The sequence below is a fragment of the Arcicella sp. GW821-FHT09D11 genome (genome assembly GCF_059416265.1).
The window spans coordinates 25,190-47,045 of the sequence record NZ_JBWKOV010000017.1 but is presented as its reverse complement, the minus strand read 5'-3'; the positions used below and the strand labels follow the sequence as shown (position 1 = coordinate 47,045).

Sequence of the window (21,856 nt, the reverse complement as noted above, 5' to 3'; positions counted from 1 at the left end):
TACAAACTATCCTAGATATTCCCATTCTGGCCAGTTATTACGAACAGAAAAGAGAAAAAGCCCCTAACGTATATAAATTCCAGTTTAAGGAAGAAGTGTATATAGAACACAATGGAAAGATACCTAGTTTCTATAAAGAAACTATGAAAGTAGTCCTGATAGAAGACTATTCTGACGATAATTATTTGCAAGCCGTATGATAGAAAAAGAAAATCAACCGTTGAAATTCAAAATTCAAGGAATAAAAACCGAGCAGTTTGCTATATTTGATGAGTATTACATTGAAAAAGAATCTACTGAATTAAAAACTGAATTACAGTTTAAGATAGATCCCAATGTAATGACTATTGGTGTTTTTATAGGAGTGGAATTCCTTCACGACCAAAAAGTTTTTTTAAAAATTCAAATTAGCTGTCATTTCAAAGTAGAAGATGCTTCTTGGCAATCATTTAAGAAAAATTCTGAGCAAGAGTCTGTAATTCCAAGGGGCTTTCTTGTTCATTTAGCCATGATAACTACTGGGACAACACGTGGAATACTTTTTGCTAAAACAGAGTCAACCGTTTACTCAAAATATATCATCCCGACATTAAACGTAGATAAGATGATTACAGATGATATATCTGTTCAGTAAGAGGAGTGTACAATGAACATAGAATATACCCCATCAATACTCATATCTACTCTCCTAAGATATAAGAGAGGCTTGCTGTAAATGAAAAAGTTTGGAGGTTCAATTCACAAGATTAAAAATCTTCTTTATAAAAACCTGGGCCAAAGGTAACTCTGTTTTAGTCTTTAAGTACAGAAATCTATTATCTCATAAAACGACCGTTTGACGAGATATTTTTATGAGGATTTTTTGATAAGAATTTTTGGCTTTATATTGTATCAAATTGTTATCTTGTAAAACAAAGTATCAAAAAACAATACTGATACTCTAAATGATACAAAGGTGAAGATAGGATATGCTCGGGTATCAACCCAGGACCAAAATTTAGATTTACAAACAGACGAGCTAAAAAAGGTTGGTTGTGAGAAAATTTATCAGGAGAAAGTGTCCTCAGGAAAGGAACGCTATCAATTAGTAAGACTACTGGATAATTTGAGAGCAGGGGATACTCTTATTGTCTGGAAGCTAGATCGTTTAGGTAGGTCATTGAGAGAATTAATACAGCTGATTGAAACACTAGATAATAAAAAAGTACATTTTGTGTCAATGAAAGATGCCATTGATACTTCGACAGCTCAAGGACGATTGTTCTTAAACATCTTTGCTTCGTTAGCAGAATTTGAGCGAGATATCATCCGTGAAAGAACGAGAGCTGGCCTAGCTTCAGCTAGAGCAAGAGGTCGTACAGGCGGAAGGAAAAAAGGATTAAGTCCAGAGGCTATAAAAAAAGCAGAAACAGCAGTAATACTGTACCAACAAAAGAAATCTGTGGATGAAATATCCAGTGTAATAAATGTTGGAAGGGCTACTGTTTATCGGTATTTGGAAGCGATGGGTCAGAAAAGAAATATATGAATAATACATATTAGCTTTAAATCATAATTTTTCATTGATAATTAGTTTGTAACATTGCTTGTGAAGAAAAACTGTTTTTAAATACCTATAGGATAATCTATATCTAATTTTAATTGATAAAAAGGTTTTCTAATTGCGAATGGTTCTATTGATAATTGCGAACTGATTTTAATAAATATTTTGGCTTTATATTAAATGGAATTAGTTGATTTTTTGTATATCATGCGCACACACGTACATGCATGATAGTAAGTTTTAACTAATTGAGTTTATTAAAGTTTGAAAATTTATTGAACAGTTAGTTAGATTAAAAATCTTTATTAATGTATTTATTTCACAATAAAAAACATATGCTAACACAGTGTGAAAATTTTACATTTGGTAACTAACATAAGCTATTAGGTGAGCGGCTGGAATTAATAAAAATTGTGCTAATATAGTTCCTAATAGTCTTGATATCATAATGAAAACTATATTGAAGCGAAAAGTCGTTTCATTTATCTCTTTTGACATATATTGATCTGTAAGTATAGACAAATATGGGTCAATAAAAACAAACATAACTATTGTAGAAAAACCATTTATTAATGCTGATAAATTACTAGCTGTACTTCTATATTGAGGATTTAAATACCCAGCATATACTGATGCAATTACTCCAACAGAAAGTATAGCAGTTGCAAAAGTATTAAGAATGAAAATTTTCCAAGGATAATTTTCTTGTTTAAATAGTAATGTAATGTTTGAATATCTTGGGGCGGTAAAATACCCTATTGCTTTTTTTAATAGAGACCCCTTGGAAATAAAATATATAAACATTTTACCAAAGGTTTTAACTTTATAGAATTCTATTATTGCTCTAAAAAATATTCTCTGTGTCGTTGGAGTTAAAAATATTCCTAATAAGGTTGCAAAAGTAAAAGATAATAGAATTAGTCTAAAAGTAAAAGTTGTACTCCCTAAATCACTATTTATAGTTTTTTCAACATAATTTGCTAACAAAGGTGCTTGAAAGCCGTTTGCAGTTCTTGAAATAACATTCAAAATGTTAAATAATGAAAAAGCAAGTGCAATTTTTCCTGTTCTAATACCTGCAATCCTTGCAGAAAAGGAGAGGGTCGCTATAAGGTTTATTATAAGGTTTAAAACTAGTAAAATTATTATAATTCTCATTTCCCTTTTTGAAAATTCAAGGAAGTCCCTACTCAATATATTGTAGAGACTTCCTGGCTTATTTTTTAATTTGTTTTATTAACAAATAGAATAATAAATTGCGTCTTGACAATTTGCAATATCCTTGAGCATTGCATCGATATCAGCATTATCCATATCCATTGTTGCATCTCCCTCGCCACACTCCCAAGATGATCTAAGTAAATATTCCATATATTCCCAAAATGTACACACACCATCTCTTTGGCTTTTTTTATTAATAGCTCGTTCTTTTGAAAGACTTTCCAAATTAGGGTATTTTTTTGAAAGTTGTCGAGTAATATCTTTCATCTCACGAAAGTTTTCCATTGATTTCATTATGATTCTGATATCTCTCGAGTTTTTATCCTGAGACTTTACGATACCATAATTTACTTTGAAATCTTGGGCAACAATTTTGAGCCTTTCTACAAGAGGGTCAGCTTCAATCGTTTTCATCTGAACTTCTTTACTTTGAGATTCATCTAAACTTTCTATTTCTTTCTCATTCATGCAAGCAAATGCAAAAAAAGCCATAGAAATAATAGCCACAAATGTAACAATTTTCTTGTTCATAATTTTTTGTTTTAGGTATTTAAAAATAATTTAAATGGAAATGTTTTTTTTCTTCAAAGTTCATCGTTATATATTATATTTGATAGAGCAAAAAGTTGTATGTACGCATGTTCTAATTACATCTAAAAACTAAAATCAGTTGTTAAACTACACTCACATGAAAATTGGAGAAAAACTCAGAATGATTCGTGAAATCAAAGGGATTTCACAAGAAGCCGTTGCTACCCATTTAAATATTTCACCACAAGCCTATGGAAAAATAGAACGAGAAGAGACTAAATTAGATACCCAAAGAATTAAAATAATTGCCGAATATTTGGGCGTAACATTTGAGACTGTTATTAATTTTGATGCTAGTATTATTTTTAAACAAAGTTCAACTAGTACCTTTAATAAGGTAGAGCCAAATGAGGTTTTTAAAATAGTAGAAAGGTTATTGACGACAATAGAAGGCAGGTTTGATAAATACGACACTCTATTAGAAAAAAACTTAACAATTATTGAAAAATTTGGTGAGTTAATCAAAACCTAGACATTTTAGTAAGGTCATCAACAAATAGTTGATGACCTTTTTGTATTCAACACACTACTAAAATTATTGACGTGAGCCTTCATCTTAATTTGATTAGGATTTATTAGATACGGTTTATTACAGTCCTAGACAAATTTGGAGCAATGACAAACACTGAATGCAAGAGGTGAAGCTTTCTGTGATTTGCCAGCATTTCGCAAATCAAGTAACAGGCGATGCTTAGTTCTTGTTGACGGATTCTATTAGTGGCAACACAATTTCTCTGGTAAATTAAAACATCTTGTTAAGCTAAGTGATGATGAACCTTTTGCGCTTGGGGGCATTTGGTCGATTTGGCACAACCCATTAAAGCCTAATTCTGTTGTTCGAACTTTTGCTATTATAACAACAGAAGCAAATTCATTGATGGGAATCATTCACAATACAAAAAAAAGAATGCCTTTGATTATAGCAAAAGAAGATTATCATGTATAGCTAAGTCAAGGACCAATAAACTTAGAACATATAATAAAACCCTTTAATGAAGAACAGATGAGAGCTGGAATTGTAGTGTAGTTATTTTCTAAGTTCAGATTAGAGATAACATTTCTCTCTAATTCCCTGAAAAGAAAATAGCTCAAACGAAAATCGCTTGAGCTATTTGATTAAATAGTTCTACACCTATTACTCAAATTTACTACTTAAAATTTGAAGTATCAAAGATGTAGGAGTATATAAGTTGTAATACCTTGCAATGTAGAATTGCATGTAACATATAGAAAACCATTTTAAGTGCAAATCTTGTCAATATAATCAGCCCAATCTTGCATCATTTGTGTTCTTTGAGGCATAAACTGGGCACGGTCATAGGCTTGGTCAACCTTGTTTGGGGGAAGGTGAGCAAGCTGTCTATCAATTACCTCATGCCTGTAATCGAAGTTTTCTTTGATAGTACTCATAGCTAAGGCTCTAAAACCATGGCCAGTCATACGGCCTTTGTAGCCCATAGATTCCAGTGCTTTCAGAATAGTATTGTTGCTTATTGGCTTTTTAGAATGTATGATGCTTGGAAGAACATATTGTGCTGTGAGAAACATTTGCTTTAATTCTTGCAAAATCTCAATAACCTGTCTGGAAAGCGGAACTTCATGTGGTCGTCTCATCTTCATCCTTTCAGGTGGAATGATCCAGATTTTACGGTCAAAATCAAATTCATCCCAAGTCGCTTCAATAAGTTCTTTTGTCCTGACAAAAGTTAACATTAGCAAACGTATTGCAAGGATTGTTTGACGGTATAATCGAGCATTATTTGAATTCAATGCTTTTAGAAAATCTGGAATTTCTTCTGGCTGTATGCATGCATAATGACCAGATTTATACCCTTTCAAAGACCCACGAAGGTCAGGCGTAACATCTCTCTCAGCCCTACCTGTAACAACAGCATATCGCAATATCTGACCGATAATTTGCAACATTCGCTTTGTTAAATTATGGGCATTTCGGTCTTCAATTTTATGCAAGCAATGGATAATATCTTGTACTGTTATCGTCGAAATGCGCTTATTCCCAAAACAAGGGAAAGCATTCATCTGCAACCTGTACAAAATGGTTCTGCCATACGCTTTTGTCCAAGTATCAAGTTTACGATTGTGCCATTCTTCGGCAACAACCTGAAATGTCTGAGCATTATGAAAGATGGCTAAACGCTTTTGCTGAGCCTTTATCTCGGAAGGATTCTTACCTTCTGCAATGACTGATTTTAACTCATCTCGCTTTTCACGAGCTTTGACCAAGTTAATGCTTGGATAGTGACCAATTGTGTAAAGGCGTTCATTCCCGAGAAAATAGTATTTAAGCCTCCATATTTTCTTTCCTGTAGGTCTGACGTCGAGGAATAGTCCCTCAGTGTCCGATAGTTTGAATGGTTTTTGTTTAGGGGTGGCGTGGCGAATGGCTAAGTCCGAAAGGGACATGTGTTACTCCTTGGCAGCTTGGCTACCAGGGTAAGATTATTATGGGTAATAAAATCTTACCCTAAATCTTACCCTAGAACCAATAATTGGCGGTAAGACCAATGTATCAATAAGGAGAGAAAAACATTTATTTTCATTAGCTTGATTAAGATTGGGTAATACCCGTAAATCAAGTAGTGGCGTCCCCAAGGGGATTCAAAACCAACCCCTAAGCCTTTGCCACGAAATGAAAAGATAAAACCTTTTCTCTCTACTTACCCTTGATTTTATCTTTTACTTTTCAAGGGAAAAAATCCATATCTATACATTAGCCTGTATTATTATAGATAAATGTCTCTTGAAAGTCCACTGATTGATTTGGCAGAGCTGGCAATAAAAAAGGGGTTGATTCGTCAAAACCCTTTTGAAAATGATGGGGTATAAAAATATTTCTACTACACAGATTTATGCTAAGGTCACGAGTCAGAAAATCAGTAAAGAATGGATTTAGTATCGCATAAATTCAAGTCAATAGAGGATGCTTTTGTCTCGTAACAAATTGTCATCCCCTTTTGAGAAATGTGTGTCATTTTGTCATTAAACACATGGTGGTATGCTGTTTGTCAAGTAGTTACGTACATATACATAAAAAAATTATCGTATGAATATAATTATACATACAGAAAATGGGGATGCTTTATATAATAGCATCAATGCCAAAATCAAAAAAGGAGAATTACATACCTGGGAGATTAAAACAAGTACCCAAGGTGAGATTCTCTACAACCATTTCCCAGAACAATGGTCTGGAAAAGTTTTTTTGCAGCCTAAAGATCACACTAACGGTATTGAGATAGTAATGCTATGGCATAAAAATACGGTACCCGATGAAGCTACCAAAGGCTATATTATCGGAAGATTTATAGAAATCCTGATGGTACATTTCAGGGGTTATTTTTCAAAATTGGAAGTAAGTTAGAGCCAGTTCAGATTTATTTTACAAGCAGGATTATTTCCTGCTTTTTTTATGTCCGTACTTAATCCTCAAAGCATATTTTTTTTTCCTCTACTGCACTTCCCTTTGTCAGGATATCCTAAGAAACCACACTTAAAAACCTTTCCTAATTTCCCTTAGCATTTTTAGTGTCGTTTATGTGTCTGCTAAACCATATTGATTTAAGATACCGGAAACGCCTATTTAGAAATTCTGCTACCTGAAAATACAGGTTTTGTCATTATAGTTGCCCATTTCCTAAATGCTTTTTGCATTGGCTTCCACATAGGCTTTTATCCAAGAGCCAGATGCTGTTTTGTCCCATTTCAAGAGCAAAGGTATGAACGTGTTCTTAACCCAGGAACAAGGTCAAGCCTTGGGTTTACCAAAAAATCTCCACCCATTCGGATTGTATTTATTTGGTAAAACCTTGTTCCTGCTAAACACTAACCTTTTATGCTCATGAAACGAAACAAAGCATACTCCGACTCTTTACACGAATAAAAAAAATGTCAGACATGAAAAAATACAGCATTGAAATTGGTAATAAAGTGAAACGAAACAGCACCACCTCTCATTGCCGAATAAATCTAGAAAAATCAAATCACATCAAACTTAATAACACAACCTATGGCAAACTGGTGCAGTAATACGGTTGTCTTCGAGGGAAGTCTCGAAGCAATCAAGCAAGTACAACAGCTTTTCCAAACGATGAATGAAAGACAAGACGAAACGTATAAAGGGCAACTGCCTGACTTTGCAGACCATACTAACGGAAGTTATTTTTTCGATATTTATTGGAATGAGGGAGACGAGGGCATATTTCAATATGAGACAAAATGGGTTCCCAATACCGAAATATTAAGGACGATAGCAGAACGGTATCTATTGAACTTCATTCATGACTATGAAGAAATGGGTAACTGTATATACGGTAGAGCAAGTTACCAAAATGGAATACTGGACGATGTATGTTTAAGCAATGAAGAATTGGAAATGTATTCTTTTGAGGAAGAAACTGACACCTATCACTTTGAAGGAGAAGTCTACACCATTGAGTACGAGATATTGGAAATACTTTTGGAACGAAAACTATCTTTCTGACAGTAAGAGATTTAAAGGTTTGTTGCCTTAATGGAACAAACCTTTAAAAGCTATTATAATAGCAAAACTGTATAGACCAGTTTTGTTACTAAAATTATTTAGCACTAGTCTAAGCTGTATTGGTCTCTGCTGATAAAAGTTTTTTGGTTCTAACGCTACCATAATTTTTGGTAGCTCGTTCTAATTTCTTCACATCAAAGAACTGTTTCTTTGATGTGATATTTTCTAAAACTTGTTCCTTATCCTCTGCCAAATTTTCTAAATTATTAACAAGGTCCACAAGTAAAAATTCCTTGGTTACTTTCTTCGGAAAGTGAGGCTTTATAAAAAAAGAAAAGGTTCTCTTGCCAAGCATAAACTCTCCATGACGTTTATGATTATACACAACACGCTTGTTATAGAGCTGGGTAGTGCCCACGCCTAAGGTATTATAGAGATTAGGGGACATCACTAAAAATCGGTCATCTTTCAGAAACTGATGCACCAAGATTTCTTCGTCTGGCGGTGTTTGTCCAAAAACTGTTTTACTTGGATAGTAATAGAGGCCCTGTGACAATTTATGAAGCACCTTGCTTTTTACAAGTTCTTGGATATGACGATCTACAGACTTAGACCATTGTTCTAAATCTGCTCTACGATAAACCTCTCCAGGCTTTAAATGTGCTTTAAGTTCATCAAGTTTCATAACTATTCCTTTTTAATATAGTGTATATGAATTTATGTCTTTATGCACGAAATTTCATTTAAAATTCATGCATAAATATCATTTAATTATCAATAATACAAATGATTGAGATTACTTGTATTTATATTGTGTTGGGATAATGGGGCAAGCGAAGCACATAAATGCGTTACAGATTTATATAACGAGTGCCGAAAACTAGACTATTTAAGGAGTTTGGGTAGAAATGGTAGTAGTAATGGCAGTATTTACAAGTTTGTAGCAATTTTATATGTGTATAAATGTCCAGTTTTTTATATAAAAAACTGGACATTTTGTATTATTTGTGTTATCTTTGAAGCATGAAAACAAAATCACCCATACAGAATAAGCTACTAAAAATCCCTAATGGGGAGGTGTTTAGCTATCTAGATTTGTTGGATGACTCAAGTTCAAAAGAGGCCATTATCAAAGCTCTTAATCGCATGGCTTCTAGTGGCCAACTCAAAAAGCTATCAAAGGGAAAATTCTATAAGCCGGAAATAACGGTTTTTGGTACATTGCAACCAGAACAACAACAAATCGTAAAAGACTTACTAGAAGATGATGGACGCATTATTGGATATTTAACAGGGGTGGGCGTTTTTCGAGAATTAGGATTAACGACACAAGTAAGCAACCTTATTCAAATTGGACGAAACGACTTTCGACCTCCTTTGAAGCGAGGGAATTATACGATATCCTTCATCTTACAAAAAAATGTAATCACAAAAAAAAATATTCCATTATTACAAATTTTAGATGCTATCAGGAATATTAAAAAAATCCCTGATACTTCTTCGTATATGATTATTAAGCGATTGCGAAGTATCATGAAAGATATGGTAGATAGTGAACTGTCAAGTCTCATGGATTTAGCTTTAAAGTATCCACCATCAACAATCGCGTTGCTAGGAGCTATTATGGATGATTTGGATCTCGTGAAAGATGATTGGCTCAACAATTTGCGTAAGCATCTCAATCCTGTGACTATATATAAGCTCAAATCTGCTAACCAAGTTCTTTACACCGCTTCAGATTGGAATATCAAATGAAACTACACGAGAACAAAGAACTTTTTGAACAGGCTGTGCGTGCGACAGCAGACCAGAAAAATATTCCAGCAATCTATGTAGAAAAAGACTACTGGGTAACCTATGCACTTTACAAAATATTTTCCAGTGCAATAGGCTCAGAAACTATTTTTAAGGGAGGGACTTCTTTATTGAAATGCTTCCAAAAAATTGAACGCTTTTCTGAGGATATCGATTTAGTAGTATTACGCAGAGAGGGAGAAACAGATTCTAAACTTAAAGGAAAACTAAAGACTATTGGACAAGTTGTTTCGGAGGAGTTACCAGAAGTAGAGGTAGATGGCATTACCCACAAAATGGGTATGAACCGAAAGACAGCCCATAGCTACACAAAACTCTTTACTGGTCATTATGGACAGGTAAGGGATGTAATTATCTTGGAAGCAACTTGGCTGGGATACTATGAACCTTATACAACACGGCAAATCAATAGTTTTATCTATGATATGATGGTCAATGCTGGGCAGAATGAATTAGCAGAACAATATGGCCTAATGCCATTTGCTGTACAGGTGCTCGAACCAAGAAGAACGATTTGTGAGAAAATAATGAGCCTTGTAAGATTCTCTTATGGAGACAACCCGATTGAAGATTTGAAAAAGAAAATACGTCATACTTACGATTTAAACCAGTTGCTAAAAGATGAAGAAAATATAGCCTTCTTTAAATCGAAAGAGTTTGATGAAATGCTCCTAAAGGTAGCAAAAGATGATGTAGTTAGTTTTAGAAATAATAATCAATGGCTAGTAAATCACCCTAATGATGCCTTATTGTTTGCTGATACAGAGGGTGTATGGGAAGAACTAAAAGGCGTGTACAGGGGAGATTTTAAAGCATTAGTGTTCGGATCTTCATTTCCTGATGAAAAAGATATTTTAGAGATGCTCAAAGCCATCAGAAATAGAATGACTGATATTGAATGGGGTATTGAAATTCCCTAAACTGTCCGCTTATTAACGACATAAAATGCGTCTTGCGAATAGTCGAGTAGATTGCTATAAACTTTGTCTAAAATTAAAGTAATTGAAATTAACGGTTTTCTTTGCTCTTATCTGGTCATTGGATGTATGCACAAGGAGGTATCACAATGTCTCAAGGTTCTTTCTCAACGTACCGGAATTATTTCTTCAGCCTGTTACTAGCGACCAGTAGCCTATTGACCAGTTGTAAAGAAAAGGAAGTTACCCCCTTTACACCAACTAATCCGCCTGTCGCCGTTGAGCCGACCAAAACGTTTCCACCCATCCCCGAACCACCAGCCCCTAAACCTGCTGGTGATACTTTGAGTGGCTATCAGCAAATCGCCATCTATATCGATGGAGCTTTGTTCACCGTTGCAGCCGACAGTAACAAGGTGATTAGTTTTACTTCATCCAATGGCCAGACTCAGCAAGGCCTTCGGACAAGAAACAGAAACGAAAATGTAAAAATCAGTTTTGTTAATCCTGCCAACGGAAACATCAAAGTAAATTCGAGTGGTTTTCAGGAATGGACGTTTAAAGGCAATCAACAAGACATGGGAGAGAACCCCAGTGTCTCAGATGCTAAAAGACCGTCAGCCTCTTATGTGCTGGTAAAGGATGATGTCAATAAAAGGATTTTCTATTTATTCGCCCATAATGCCCAAACCCAGTTCACTATCTTTTCGACGGAGAAAACCTATTCAAAGCCCTACAGCTCGGAAGAATATAGAAAAGCATGCCAAAGCAACGACCAGGCTATCATTGACTTTAGATACTGAGATACAAGGCTTTCCTCAAAAGGCTCTCACTTATCCGTGAGAGCCTTTTGATTGCTTACTCCCTTTCATAGCCCCTGCATAACGCTTCTAGTCCGGTATTATTGAGGACAGACGCATCGCTATAAATAGCTCCTAATCCAAAATGGTCGATACAGAACTGCTTTCCTGCGGTAGCATTCAAAGAATTGTCTTCGGCGCCAATAAATCGTTTCATCTTATTGCCTTTATCGACTAAATCAAAATCGTTAATGAATAAATCGCCCTGAGGACAGCTATTCAGTACGGGCGATAATGGATTGAAACCTACCACCAGTAGCTTTGCATTCGCATTCTTGGCAATACGTGCAGTCAACGCATTACCAGTCCCACAGAGGGCATCGGTCACGGTATCCCTATCCGTTGAAACCCCATCGGTCATGACGATAAACCTGACCTTCTTTTGTTCAGCCATGTCTATCTGAATTTCAGGCGTATTCAACGTCTCGTCAATGGTACGAAACAAGGGGGTGTTTCCTCCATAATCTGCTCCCTGAACAACTTGGTTCATTGGGGCAGGGGAGGAGTCAGCATCATTTGCTTTACTGCGGACTTTACGGGTCAACGCTACCTGAATTTGACGGCCACTATAAAAATCAGAAGGACGATAATCGAGTATTGTTGGAAGGGTACTGGTCTTGCAGTCAACGGAGGCTTTTCCATTGAACAGGTTTTGAGCCGTATAACAGGCCTCAACCGAGATACTCCCTGAGGTATTATGTGGACGGCATCTATCAAGACAGGCCAATAATTCCTCATTATCTATACTGCCATCACGATAAATGTATTGAGTACAATTAGACACTTCGTCACAATACACCTTGCAATCAGGCATCGATCCAGAGGGTAAAGGGTCATTCGGCAAGCGACACACTTTGATTAGTTGCCCAGCCGTATCTTTCAATCGACGATTGGTGCAATAGGTATCGTATCCATCCCCACCGTAATAAGTGGTGGTTTCCGTGACATGCCCCTGATACCATGAATGGTCTTTATAAATAGCCAATTGCTGAGCACGATTAGCCTGACATTCTCTTGCCCCTCTACACTCTGGCGTATTATAAGCAGAAGGAGCATTCCCCCCGACATACTCACATTGTCCTTCCTCTCCACCACAATCATCTATGTTGAAACATTCGCCAAAATCGTATTTGTTTTGTTCATCTTGCTCTGTATGTTGCTGTTTGGCTTCTTCAAAGGTTTCCCAAAAACCAAATCCACCTTTTGAAATTTGATAAGGCGTAAATTTCTCTGTAGGTATGATGTAGGTTTGTTTAATGTCACGAACATATACCTCTGTATTATTCCGACGGATAAACAAACTGCTTAGGCTTTCTTGTTCGCTTTTATTGTCACAAAACCCGTTTCCTTGATACTCAAAAGGACAATATACCATCGAACGAACGCTTGGCACATCATTGACAAAAGAGCCGAATGTAATGCGTGTGCCAGGCTTAATGCGCATACGGGATAACTTCTCAAGAATCATCTGTGCAGCTTCAATGCGTTTAACTTGTAAATCTTTAGGTAAGAAAAAGATTTGCTTTTGTTCACATTGTCCAGCACAGGTATAACAGTTATTGGGTCCGTCGCAACTACCAAACATATTGTAAGGAAATTCTTCTCCATTCCGGCCCGCACAAGTCCAGCCAGTGGCCAAAGCCCTTTGCAAATAAGGACGGTATTTTTCTCGATTGATTAGAGCATCTTCAATTTGATGGTATAAATCCATTTGCTTTCCACTCGGCGCACTTTGTCCAGCCCACGGTGTTTTCAGATAGTCCACTAACTCAGCACTACCTTGGATAGTCTGTTGTCTGCTAAACTCTTTAACCATCTTACAAGTCTCGCTGGCAATGCTTGAACGAAACAGGTTTTTTAAGCCGGCACGACACTCATAGGCAGAGGCCATTGCAGGGGTTGCCGTCACTGTATCGATTGAAGAACCCATGCTGGCTGACTGGTCGAGAATAACAACAATATGGTCGGGGGCGTCTGGGGTCATACAGTTACTGCCTTGGATATTACAGGCAAAATCTTCCAGCTCCATGTTCTCTTTTCCCATGGCTCGAATAAGGGCATTGGCAAACTGGTTATTATCTGAATAACCTTTTAGACTATCATCTTCCGTAAAGAAAACCTTATTAACCTTCATCGCAGATTTAATGCCTTCAATATCCTTGTTAACCTCATCAATCCCTACACGCTGGCGGTAATCAGGAGGAGCAATAGCACTGTACATGTTGTCATCGGTTCTTTCGGTAGTTTCCATGGCGATGGGTGTTTTCATACTGGCACGGCCGTAACTGGCATAAAATGTACCATCCCGATAATCACTCCCAGCAGGACATTGATTGAAGACATTTTGAATATTTTCTCGGCTACATTTTGCACCCACATAATAAACGGAATGAATAGTAGCAGGTTCGATTTGCTTGCCACCTTTCATGATGGTACAGCTCTTAGACTTGATACGAGCAACCAACTGACCTATCCAGCCATATCCACAGGATTTATCTGTTCCGCTCGTGAACTTCTCTGCGGATGGGGTATAGACAGGATTAACCACGTAATCCTGTAAATCCTTTTTTTCGGTGCATTTTAGCACCTCGCCTTTATCAATGGTAGATAGTGGAACGCAAGGATTATTGATATTTTCTTTATGGCGAACGATGCATTTAAAAGGCTCTGTCGCATTGATATCCCCAGCCAAGCGTTTTTTCCAGTTGGGTATCAAGGCGGTGGCAATGCCTAAATCAAGTTTATTGATTTGTGCAATTGCCTGACCACAATGTCTTTCTGTGGTGGATTTGCCATCTTTGGAAGTTTTACGAACGATAATGCCAGGCACTTTCTGTCCGTTTACATCTTCACAAGAACGTACCTGAATCTTTAGCAGGTTACTTTCTTGCTGATTAGCTTGTTGTTCGGCAAAGGATTCCGTCATAAGTACAGGAGCATTTAATGCCACCATATCCCTTGTTATGCCACATTCAGCAAGCACAGTATTCATGTCTTGAGCCATTCCTACAGCCTGTGAACCGAAATCGCTTTTTAATTGTTCTATCATTCTTAAACCAAGTGAGGCTGGTAATTTACCCTCACGAGCCAGTTTTGACGTTGCAGGAATGTAAGCAATGACCTTTTGTGAGGTATTTTCCCCCGTTGAAGCACAGAGGACGGTTTTTAAATCAGGATTGTTTGAAAGTATTTTCGTTGAAGCAGTAGTAAGAACGGTATTCGTTAAATCTGTAGCTATTTTATAAGCATATACTTCCTTCGTGTTAGCCATTGCTTTTTCTATGACTGCATTTTGTTGCTTTTCTCCGGGAAGACATCCTGACAGCATCAATGTAACAAGAAATAAGCAAAGAAAAGTATTTTCTCTCATGATGCACCTATTTAAAAAAATGTATTGACTAATCGTGTAGTGTAAAATGTTGTTAATGCCTTCTATACTTGGCATCTGACTTAAAATTTATGGATCTTCTTTATTGTATTGTTCATCACTTCGTGGCTGTACGCCACAAGGCTCTTGGTCTTTCACCCTATCTTTTTCGTTAGAGAGTTTCTTTGATGGTGTGTGCTCAGTGTAACTAGCACAAACTATTAGTGCGTATGCTAAAGGGGTAATATATATTTGTTTCTCCATTTCTAACACCTCGTCTAGATGATCGGGAAGTTAGAAAAACCTTATGAGAGGTCGCGCACATCTTTAGCCAATTAAGGCTTGGACATACACATGCGCCTTCCCGACCACAGACCGAGAAGTGTTCATACGGCAACACAAAAGCCGCTCATAAAGAGGTTTCTAAACCCTAGCAAAATTGCTAATTACTACGATAGATTAAATACAGGCAGTAAGCAATAGACTTAATAAATCTGATGATAGACAAGGGTATGATTTTAGATTGATTAAAAACCCAAATATTCTGAGAAAAAGACTGGAACCCACCGTTTTCATGATAATTGATGGAAGAAAGCAAATATTTGAAGGGCAAGTTTTAGTCCCGAACATTTACCGAGTTTATCCTTCGTTAATCAATCTCTGGTTGTATTGACCCCGCCCAATAAAATCCTTTATCAATCTTTCTGACTAAGAAATTCATAGAAATTTCTGGTGGTGAATACTCATTAAAAGGAATTGCCAATGCCAGACAATAAAAATGTTTTAGAGCCTTTGCTCGACCGTAAAGCCGCAGCCAAGTATCTACGTGTTACCGTCGGAACTTTAGCCGTTTGGGATTGTACCAAACGGTATGACCTTCAACCCCTAAAAGTAGGAAGGTCTGTCAGGTATCGTTTATCAGCTTTGAATAAATTCATAGAACGACAGCTCTGCCGGTAAAGGGCAGGGAAGAAAAGTTCTACGAAAACTCTTCTTCCCCTAGCTCGCAATATCACCGCTTTCTTGAGGGAACACAATAATATGGAACATCCTACAGATATACCTATTTCCGAAATATTGAGCAAGCCTAATATTTCACTGGTCCTAAAATCAAAAAAAAACATTAAACATATTGGACTTATTCGGTTCCTCGAAAGTCGAGGTATCCCTTTAAATCTGGCCAAACAATATTTCAAAGAACTTCATGTGCAGGAAAAAGAAACAGGTAAAAGTTTTTTAGCCTTAGGCTTTCCCAGTGAAGAAGGAGGCTTTGAGCTGATAAATCCATTCTTCAATGGCCATGTAGGAGCTGAGGGTATTTCTTTTATTAGGGGAGCTGTACCAAAGCCAGAAGTCATTCATGTGTACAAGAATGCATTGGATTTCCTTTCAGTCATCACTCAGCTCAATGGTAAGCGACCCAAAGGCGATAGCATCATTTTGCATTCATTCTCACGCATGAAAAAGACTTTGCCTTACATCCAACATTACGGATACCGGCATTGCTTTACATGGTTTGAAAATAATGAAGCTGGACTGAAAGCAGGTGGAATGCTTTCAGAATTATTTAGCACGGAACCATCCCTTAAACAGGTCAACATGAATAAGGTTTACCAACCTTATCAGGATGTAAATACCTGGCACATGAAAATAATGGGATTGATAGGAGCCATTAAATGAGCAAGAGCAATAAACTCACTCGACTATTCAAAGTGGCCGAAATCGAATTGGTATATCGCAGTAATATTAAAGCCCAAGATAGACCCTTGATAACGAATTCATTTGAGGCTTACGAAATCTTGAGAGATACTTGGGATTACAACAAAATAGAATTGTTGGAGCAGTTCAAAATAATGCTACTTGATAGGAAAAACTCCTGTTTGGGTATTACCGAAATTGCCAATGGGGGGTTAGATGCCTGTCCTATCGACCCACGGCTGATTTACGTTACTGCTTTAAAGGCAAATGCTTGTGCGATTGTCCTGGCGCATAACCATCCTTCTGGGAACTTAAGAGAAAGCAAAGCCGATATTGAGTTAACTCACAGAATTATGCAGGCAGGGGACTTGCTTGGTATTAGAGTCCTCGACCACTTAATTATCACGGCTGATGGATATACCTCTCTCTCGGATAAATCACTCATTCCGGTGTGATTCAGTGTTTTCCAGTCTCATTTCGCTTAGGTAAGTCTTCTTCTTTTTTTCTGTTTGGTTTTGATATTCATCATCAATGCTCCATTAGAAAAGTTAGGATTTAAGGACGGAGATTTACCTGAAGCGCTCATTCCACCAACAATAATTTTCGCCTGCTTTGCATTCCCCGCCCAACCAAAATTCTTGCTGGCTCATTCGCTTTAACTTCAGGTCTATCAATCCCCGTAATCCTAACTTACGGAGCATTGAAAATGAAAACTTCTACTAAAAAACCAAACAGAAAACCTTCAAAACGCCTAACAAAGGAGGCTAAATTGACGAATGAAACCACCTCTCAACAGGATATTTATGCACGAGTGACCAATAAAATCCTTGCAGATTTAGAAAAAGGTAATCTCACATGGCGTAAGCCGTGGAACTCAGAACATCTAGCAGGACAAATTACCCGCCCCTTGCGCTGGAATAATATTCCCTATACAGGCATCAATACCCTCATGCTTTGGGGAACTTCCGCAGAAAAAGGCTATGTTTATCCGCACTGGATGACTTTCAAACAAGCCATTGAGTTGAAAGCGACAGTACGCAAAGGCGAGAAGGGAACTCAGGTGGTCTATGCTGATAATATCTTCAAAGAAGATGAAACAGATGGTGAAACCAAAGTCACTAAAATCCCATTCTTAAAATCCTACACTGTCTTCAATGTCGCACAGATTGATGGCTTGCCGGAAGTATTCTATCAAATTCCAGAACCTGTCATCACTAATCCACAACAACGCATAGAAGCGCTTGAGCAATTCTTTGCACAAACGAAAGCCGATATTTATACCGGTACAAAGGCTTCTTACAATCAGGGATTAGATAACATTCAAATGCCACCCTTTGAGAGCTTTGTTGATGCTCCCAGCTATTATGCGACCTTGGCCCATGAGCTTACCCATTGGACCAAACATACAACACGCTTAAATCGTGATTTGGGACGCAAATATCACTCAGATGAAGGCTATGCGAAAGAAGAACTGGTGGCAGAATTAGGCGCTTGTTTCTTAGCAGCAGATTTAGGTTTCGAGCCTATGCCAGAAGAAGGACATGCAGCTTACATTCAGTCATGGCTGAAAGTCCTCCAAGACGATAAGCGATTCATCTTCTCAGCGGCATCCCATGCACAAAAAGCAGTTGAATACATTCACGGTTTGCAATCTCAGGAAAAGTTTACTCCTTCGTGAGGGAGCAATTGAGGGGTTTGCATTGGTTAGTCATTATCAATCACCAATTTCTTTTGTTCGTTGAATGATTGATAGAAGCCTAGCTTCAACGGTTGTGATGGCGCTTATCCCTCCTTTTACTACATAAAAGGCTCTAACGACTTCGGAAAAAAATAGATAGCGCACTACGATTTTTTTCCTTCGGGGAGCTTTCACCACCTTATTCGCTTTGTACGCTTCTATCATCAACAACAAAGAAAGGAGATTTGATGATGTCTAACCAAAAAGAAAACACCCCTAAAATGCCAACCCACACAGTGTACTTCGTAAAACACAACGGAGATAATACAAAACCTGAATGGATTAAAGCTGGTGTTGCCTGGGAACATACCGACGGTGAAGGGCTTAATCTATCGCTCGACAGTCTGGGACAAAAAGTGGCCCTGACAGTTCGTAAGAACAAAGCCTAATACCTTAAATCTAATCTGGTCAAGGTTTCCCTTGACCAGATTTTTGCGTACCAAAATTGAATATAAAATATATAAAGGAAAGCGCTATTTATTTTGTATAATAAACATTATTTTTAAGTCATGAACATTCTATTTTTATACTTTAAAATAACCCTCTCTCTTAAATATTTATCATGGACAAGAAGGACAATTTCGAGCGTTATAAATGGACAGCAACATGGTTATTGATTGGTACAGCCTTGGGACTAATCTCAGTGATTTTGTTTTCTGCTACTTCAGGCATGAGTATAGGTCTGTTACTATTGTGGTCATTTGCTTATTTGGTTATGGGTGGATTATTAGGGTTTATTTTTAGTGTCCCTAAGCCTATTACTGATATAAACCCACAAGCGGTGAACCCACCTATTTTATCCGAAAATGATAAAGAAAAAGTTCGTGTTGCTGCACTTAAAATCAACCTTCAGGAAAATAATAACCTCACACAAATTTCTGATTGGTTAGCGAAAATAATCATCGGTGCAACATTAGTCGAAATTAAGGAGATTCCTAAATTTGCCCTTAAGGTAGCATCGATAATGGGCAAAGGTTTAGTGCTTACAAATAATACTGCCCAAAACGAATACCAAGCAACTATGCTGTGTGTAGGTATCATCCTTTTCTTTTCTACTTGGGGCTTTATTTGTGGCTACTTAATAATGAAATTGGTTCTTACCGAACAATTTGCAGATATTGGTCAGTAAAATGTATAAGATTTACTGATAGGAGAAACTATAAGCATACCTATCGTAAAAAGTTTGAATTTGGTCAAATAGTCAGAGCCACAAAGTTCGTAATAGCAAAGCTCGATAAATGTAAAATCTGGTCAAAGGAAACCTTGACCAGATTTTTTATTCTTCTTTGACCTCGCTTTGGGTGTTTCGGAACTCTTGCTCTCTTAAATACATCGCCTCAACCTCTTCATCATATCTTCCGGCCACTCTTGCCAAGCCCAACATAAAAAGCATCAAAAAAGCGAGTATTGCAAATAACAGAAACCACCACATAGAAAACCTCCTGACAATATCACCGAGAAGGATTTCCTGGTGATCGGGGAGTTGATAAACCTACTTTATAAGAGGTCGTATTGGTCTTTAGTTCCGAAGAACCTGAACATAGCACCAATACCTCCCCGACCATATGTCGAGGAGTGAGGTCACGGTCACAAACCGTATAAAGTAAGGGTTATCATGCCCTGAAGTCGTATGTTAGAACAAATCTACCCTTTCAACAATATTCTTAATTGCAAATACTTATAATGACTTAACCGTAAAATAATCAAAACGAGGGTATTGAAGGGACTTCTCGAATGACCTGAATGGGAGGACTTTCCTCTGGTTGGGGCGTGACCCGAAGGGTCGGGCTTTTACTGCAATCTTTTCTCGTTCCTCAAAAAGGATTTCCGCGACAATCCCTCACGCGAATGAGTGGTGCCGAGCAAACCAGCTCAGGCTCTTTTCAACGGTAATCTCATTACTGTAGATGTCATGTCCATGCACTTTCAGGTGAAGGACCGAAAGTTGCTTCTGGAACATTTCAATCTTTTCTGTGCTTTCTTTGGGATTGAGTTCGTTGGAAAACAATTCTAAAAATCCTCCGGCAATGATGACCTTTTTGTTCGTATCGCCAACTTCGACATGGAAATAGGTCTTGGGGTCTATATCCAGACAGTCCTGAATATGCTCGTATTGCTTATCGCCCTTTGTGAAAACCACCTTATCGACGATTAAGGGACCAACGCCGTTATTGGCGATGCGCACGAACATTTCACCGTCGCGATCTCTCAGATTGATTTCTGCCAATGGCTTGACCGATTTTTGGTTGTGAACACGTTGCAGGTGCGCCTGATAAAAGGTCGCCAGCAATGCAAGGAAGGAAATAATCAGGGAAAGGGCAAGAGACATTGATACCATCCACGGTTAAAATTTTCACAGCGATTTGTTTATAAGTAAACCATCGTTAACCCATAAACAAAAAACCCTATTTTTCCCCTTTGATGAAATTTAAAAGCACTGATTTTCAATTATTTAATTTTTCCCCTTAAGTGGATTTTAAGCTGTTTATGTTCAAATATAGACGATGGTTTACCCATGAACAAAAGGGAAGTCTATGAAACAGGCAATTGCTTATTATCGAGTATCAACAGGCAGGCAGGGCAAAAGCGGCCTGGGACTGGAAGCACAGCAAGATTCAGTTAAACACTTTTGCATGGCCAACGATTTTCAGTTGTTGACAGAGGTGGTAGAAGTAAGATCCACCCGTAAATACTGCGCAGGGTTGTTCAGTGTGCTTGCCCTGTGCAAGCAGAACAAGGCAACCCTTGTCGTGTCAAGGCTGGACCGATTGGGGCGGGATGTGGAACTGATTGCGAGGTTATTCAACTTCCGGTCAAAAATCGAGATTAAGGTGGTGGATACTCCCAATGCTAACCGTTTTACCATCCATATTTTGGCAGCAGTCGCCGAAGACCAGCGACAGCGAATTAGCGAAGCGACAAAGGATGCACTCAGGGCTGCAAAGAACCGAGGTGTTGAACTTGGTAGAAACGGTAAACTGTTTTTATCGGTTGCCAACAAACAGGCTGCCGAGGATTTTGCCCGTAAAATGTCGCCAGTCATACAACGATTAAAAAAACGCGGTATCGTGACTTGCCGAGCCGTTTGCGAAGCGTTGAATAAAAAGGGAGTTTCGACTTACCAAACTGGTGGCAAATGGCATCCCAGCTCAGTATATAACTTACTAACCCGTATCAGCAGACAGGAAAAGGAACAACCAGCATAGACTAAAACAATTAAAACAACATATCATGCTCACAACAAACAACAACGACATTCTCTTTGACGATTTGGCATTGCTCAGTCAATCTGGTCATTCAGGCCCATCCATAACCTTTCCCATCACCTATGGTGACTGCGATAACAGGTTTGAGACGGAAACGCCAGAAACCCTTGAACCGGATGATATAACGGTTTCAGTTACCCCCTCAATTGATGAGTAAAACTTAACCGAAAGATGAAACATTTAATCCCTCAACTATCGCCAGACCTGTTGCTTAAACAGTCTGGCGATAGCCATGCCTATGCGGTGAACTGTTCTTATCCAAACTCATTCCGGTTGTTAAACGAGGCACAGTATCACCTGTTGCAATCGGTCAATGGCCAGGACAATATCGAAACCATC

General features: G+C 37.8%; 22 protein-coding genes and 1 pseudogene. 17 read left to right on the top strand and 6 right to left on the bottom strand.

Annotated elements, in window-relative coordinates; genetic code table 11:
• From AC07N0_RS23035 to AC07N0_RS23025, 3 genes are all read left to right on the top strand, one after another.
• A partial coding sequence (locus AC07N0_RS23035; RefSeq protein WP_494591188.1) for a hypothetical protein occupies window positions 1-200 on the top strand: 200 nt, incomplete at its 5' end.
• On the top strand, window positions 197-634 hold the full coding sequence (locus AC07N0_RS23030; RefSeq protein ID WP_494591187.1) for a hypothetical protein: 438 nt from the start codon (window positions 197-199) through the stop codon (window positions 632-634). The genes AC07N0_RS23035 and AC07N0_RS23030, both read left to right, overlap by 4 nt.
• Before the next feature lie 321 nt (window positions 635-955).
• The gene (locus AC07N0_RS23025) at window positions 956-1,528 is read left to right on the top strand and encodes a recombinase family protein (protein WP_494591186.1); all 573 of its coding nucleotides are present in this window, start codon (window positions 956-958) and stop codon (window positions 1,526-1,528) included.
• 372 nt (window positions 1,529-1,900) lie between these two features.
• On the opposite strand, the gene AC07N0_RS23020 is transcribed toward AC07N0_RS23025, so the two are convergent.
• Complete coding sequence (locus tag AC07N0_RS23020; protein ID WP_494591185.1) at window positions 1,901-2,701, bottom strand: lipid II flippase family protein; 801 nt, start codon at window positions 2,699-2,701, stop codon at window positions 1,901-1,903.
• A 78-nt stretch (window positions 2,702-2,779) separates the two neighbouring features.
• Complete coding sequence (locus AC07N0_RS23015; protein ID WP_494591184.1) at window positions 2,780-3,295, bottom strand: hypothetical protein; 516 nt, start codon at window positions 3,293-3,295, stop codon at window positions 2,780-2,782.
• A gap of 157 nt (window positions 3,296-3,452) precedes the next feature.
• Here AC07N0_RS23015 and AC07N0_RS23010 point away from each other — a divergent pair, with 157 nt between their 5' ends.
• Together AC07N0_RS23010 and AC07N0_RS23005 are read left to right on the top strand one after the other, a co-directional pair.
• A complete protein-coding gene (locus AC07N0_RS23010) occupies window positions 3,453-3,827 on the top strand; it encodes a helix-turn-helix domain-containing protein (RefSeq protein WP_494591183.1) in 375 nt (124 codons plus the stop codon).
• A gap of 258 nt (window positions 3,828-4,085) precedes the next feature.
• Window positions 4,086-4,301: pseudogene (locus AC07N0_RS23005) on the top strand (SOS response-associated peptidase family protein); the annotation flags it as partial.
• A 293-nt stretch (window positions 4,302-4,594) separates the two neighbouring features.
• Here the strand turns inward: AC07N0_RS23005 and AC07N0_RS23000 are convergent.
• The gene (locus tag AC07N0_RS23000; protein ID WP_494591182.1) at window positions 4,595-5,779 is read right to left on the bottom strand and encodes a tyrosine-type recombinase/integrase; all 1,185 of its coding nucleotides are present in this window, start codon (window positions 5,777-5,779) and stop codon (window positions 4,595-4,597) included.
• Between the two features lie 640 nt (window positions 5,780-6,419).
• Between AC07N0_RS23000 and AC07N0_RS22995 the strand changes: the two genes are divergently transcribed.
• A complete protein-coding gene (locus AC07N0_RS22995) occupies window positions 6,420-6,737 on the top strand; it encodes a hypothetical protein (protein WP_494591181.1) in 318 nt (105 codons plus the stop codon).
• Between the two features lie 645 nt (window positions 6,738-7,382).
• On the top strand, window positions 7,383-7,856 hold the full coding sequence (locus AC07N0_RS22990) for a DUF1281 family ferredoxin-like fold protein (RefSeq protein ID WP_494591180.1): 474 nt from the start codon (window positions 7,383-7,385) through the stop codon (window positions 7,854-7,856).
• Between the two features lie 109 nt (window positions 7,857-7,965).
• On the opposite strand, the gene AC07N0_RS22985 is transcribed toward AC07N0_RS22990, so the two are convergent.
• Window positions 7,966-8,541 carry a DUF6088 family protein gene (locus tag AC07N0_RS22985; protein ID WP_494591179.1) on the bottom strand — a complete coding sequence of 192 codons (576 nt, stop codon included), beginning with the start codon at window positions 8,539-8,541 and terminating at the stop codon, window positions 7,966-7,968.
• Between the two features lie 338 nt (window positions 8,542-8,879).
• Here AC07N0_RS22985 and AC07N0_RS22980 point away from each other — a divergent pair, with 338 nt between their 5' ends.
• The 3 genes from AC07N0_RS22980 to AC07N0_RS22970 all read left to right on the top strand — a co-directional run bounded on the left by AC07N0_RS22980 (window position 8,880) and on the right by AC07N0_RS22970 (window position 11,391).
• Entirely contained in the window at window positions 8,880-9,611 is a 732-nt protein-coding gene (locus AC07N0_RS22980; protein ID WP_494591178.1) for a DUF6088 family protein, read from the top strand.
• A complete protein-coding gene (locus AC07N0_RS22975; protein ID WP_494591177.1) occupies window positions 9,608-10,591 on the top strand; it encodes a nucleotidyl transferase AbiEii/AbiGii toxin family protein in 984 nt (327 codons plus the stop codon). Before AC07N0_RS22980 ends, AC07N0_RS22975 begins: the two co-directional genes overlap by 4 nt.
• A gap of 341 nt (window positions 10,592-10,932) precedes the next feature.
• Entirely contained in the window at window positions 10,933-11,391 is a 459-nt protein-coding gene (locus AC07N0_RS22970; RefSeq protein WP_494591176.1) for a hypothetical protein, read from the top strand.
• Window positions 11,392-11,446: 55 nt separating this feature from the next.
• Here the strand turns inward: AC07N0_RS22970 and AC07N0_RS22965 are convergent, their stop codons facing one another.
• Entirely contained in the window at window positions 11,447-14,818 is a 3,372-nt protein-coding gene (locus tag AC07N0_RS22965; RefSeq protein WP_494591175.1) for a hypothetical protein, read from the bottom strand.
• Between the two features lie 759 nt (window positions 14,819-15,577).
• On the opposite strand from AC07N0_RS22965, the gene AC07N0_RS22960 reads away from it, so the two are divergent.
• The 6 genes from AC07N0_RS22960 to AC07N0_RS22935 all read left to right on the top strand — a co-directional run bounded on the left by AC07N0_RS22960 (window position 15,578) and on the right by AC07N0_RS22935 (window position 19,380).
• Window positions 15,578-15,775, top strand: a complete 198-nt coding sequence (locus AC07N0_RS22960) for a helix-turn-helix domain-containing protein (protein ID WP_494591174.1) — start codon at window positions 15,578-15,580, stop codon at window positions 15,773-15,775.
• Between the two features lie 81 nt (window positions 15,776-15,856).
• Window positions 15,857-16,495 carry a DUF8464 domain-containing protein gene (locus AC07N0_RS22955; RefSeq protein WP_494591173.1) on the top strand — a complete coding sequence of 213 codons (639 nt, stop codon included), beginning with the start codon at window positions 15,857-15,859 and terminating at the stop codon, window positions 16,493-16,495.
• Between the two features lie 32 nt (window positions 16,496-16,527).
• Window positions 16,528-16,968, top strand: a complete 441-nt coding sequence (locus AC07N0_RS22950) for a JAB domain-containing protein (protein WP_494591172.1) — start codon at window positions 16,528-16,530, stop codon at window positions 16,966-16,968.
• 251 nt (window positions 16,969-17,219) lie between these two features.
• Window positions 17,220-18,191 carry an ArdC family protein gene (locus tag AC07N0_RS22945; RefSeq protein ID WP_494591171.1) on the top strand — a complete coding sequence of 324 codons (972 nt, stop codon included), beginning with the start codon at window positions 17,220-17,222 and terminating at the stop codon, window positions 18,189-18,191.
• 281 nt (window positions 18,192-18,472) lie between these two features.
• Window positions 18,473-18,640 (top strand): hypothetical protein, encoded by a 168-nt coding sequence (locus AC07N0_RS22940; protein ID WP_494591170.1) that lies wholly within the window; start codon window positions 18,473-18,475, stop codon window positions 18,638-18,640.
• A gap of 173 nt (window positions 18,641-18,813) precedes the next feature.
• Window positions 18,814-19,380: a hypothetical protein gene (locus AC07N0_RS22935; protein ID WP_494591169.1), complete on the top strand. Its 567-nt coding sequence runs from the start codon at window positions 18,814-18,816 to the stop codon at window positions 19,378-19,380.
• Window positions 19,381-20,091: 711 nt separating this feature from the next.
• Here the strand turns inward: AC07N0_RS22935 and AC07N0_RS22930 are convergent.
• Window positions 20,092-20,580, bottom strand: a complete 489-nt coding sequence (locus AC07N0_RS22930) for a hypothetical protein (RefSeq protein WP_494591168.1) — start codon at window positions 20,578-20,580, stop codon at window positions 20,092-20,094.
• Window positions 20,581-20,785: 205 nt separating this feature from the next.
• On the opposite strand from AC07N0_RS22930, the gene AC07N0_RS22925 reads away from it, so the two are divergent.
• Window positions 20,786-21,457, top strand: a complete 672-nt coding sequence (locus AC07N0_RS22925) for a recombinase family protein (protein WP_494591167.1) — start codon at window positions 20,786-20,788, stop codon at window positions 21,455-21,457.
• The last annotated feature ends 399 nt before the right edge of the window (window positions 21,458-21,856 follow it).

Bases quoted from the DNA above. Each gene is read 5' to 3' on its own strand.
- AC07N0_RS23015 (WP_494591184.1), bottom strand. From the start codon at position 3,295: ATGAACAAGAAAATTGTTACATTTGTGGCTATTATTTCTATGGCTTTT.
- AC07N0_RS23030 (WP_494591187.1), top strand. From the start codon at position 197: ATGATAGAAAAAGAAAATCAACCGTTGAAATTCAAAATTCAAGGAATA.
- AC07N0_RS22975 (WP_494591177.1), top strand. From the start codon at position 9,608: ATGAAACTACACGAGAACAAAGAACTTTTTGAACAGGCTGTGCGTGCG.
- AC07N0_RS22945 (WP_494591171.1), top strand. From the start codon at position 17,220: ATGAAAACTTCTACTAAAAAACCAAACAGAAAACCTTCAAAACGCCTA.
- AC07N0_RS22925 (WP_494591167.1), top strand. From the start codon at position 20,786: ATGAAACAGGCAATTGCTTATTATCGAGTATCAACAGGCAGGCAGGGC.
- AC07N0_RS22930 (WP_494591168.1), bottom strand. From the start codon at position 20,580: ATGTCTCTTGCCCTTTCCCTGATTATTTCCTTCCTTGCATTGCTGGCG.
- AC07N0_RS22955 (WP_494591173.1), top strand. From the start codon at position 15,857: ATGGAACATCCTACAGATATACCTATTTCCGAAATATTGAGCAAGCCT.
- AC07N0_RS22940 (WP_494591170.1), top strand. From the start codon at position 18,473: ATGCCAACCCACACAGTGTACTTCGTAAAACACAACGGAGATAATACA.
- AC07N0_RS22965 (WP_494591175.1), bottom strand. From the start codon at position 14,818: ATGAGAGAAAATACTTTTCTTTGCTTATTTCTTGTTACATTGATGCTG.
- AC07N0_RS22960 (WP_494591174.1), top strand. From the start codon at position 15,578: ATGCCAGACAATAAAAATGTTTTAGAGCCTTTGCTCGACCGTAAAGCC.
- AC07N0_RS22995 (WP_494591181.1), top strand. From the start codon at position 6,420: ATGAATATAATTATACATACAGAAAATGGGGATGCTTTATATAATAGC.
- AC07N0_RS23000 (WP_494591182.1), bottom strand. From the start codon at position 5,779: ATGTCCCTTTCGGACTTAGCCATTCGCCACGCCACCCCTAAACAAAAA.
- AC07N0_RS23020 (WP_494591185.1), bottom strand. From the start codon at position 2,701: ATGAGAATTATAATAATTTTACTAGTTTTAAACCTTATAATAAACCTT.
- AC07N0_RS22985 (WP_494591179.1), bottom strand. From the start codon at position 8,541: ATGAAACTTGATGAACTTAAAGCACATTTAAAGCCTGGAGAGGTTTAT.
- AC07N0_RS22990 (WP_494591180.1), top strand. From the start codon at position 7,383: ATGGCAAACTGGTGCAGTAATACGGTTGTCTTCGAGGGAAGTCTCGAA.
- AC07N0_RS22980 (WP_494591178.1), top strand. From the start codon at position 8,880: ATGAAAACAAAATCACCCATACAGAATAAGCTACTAAAAATCCCTAAT.
- AC07N0_RS23010 (WP_494591183.1), top strand. From the start codon at position 3,453: ATGAAAATTGGAGAAAAACTCAGAATGATTCGTGAAATCAAAGGGATT.
- AC07N0_RS22935 (WP_494591169.1), top strand. From the start codon at position 18,814: ATGGACAAGAAGGACAATTTCGAGCGTTATAAATGGACAGCAACATGG.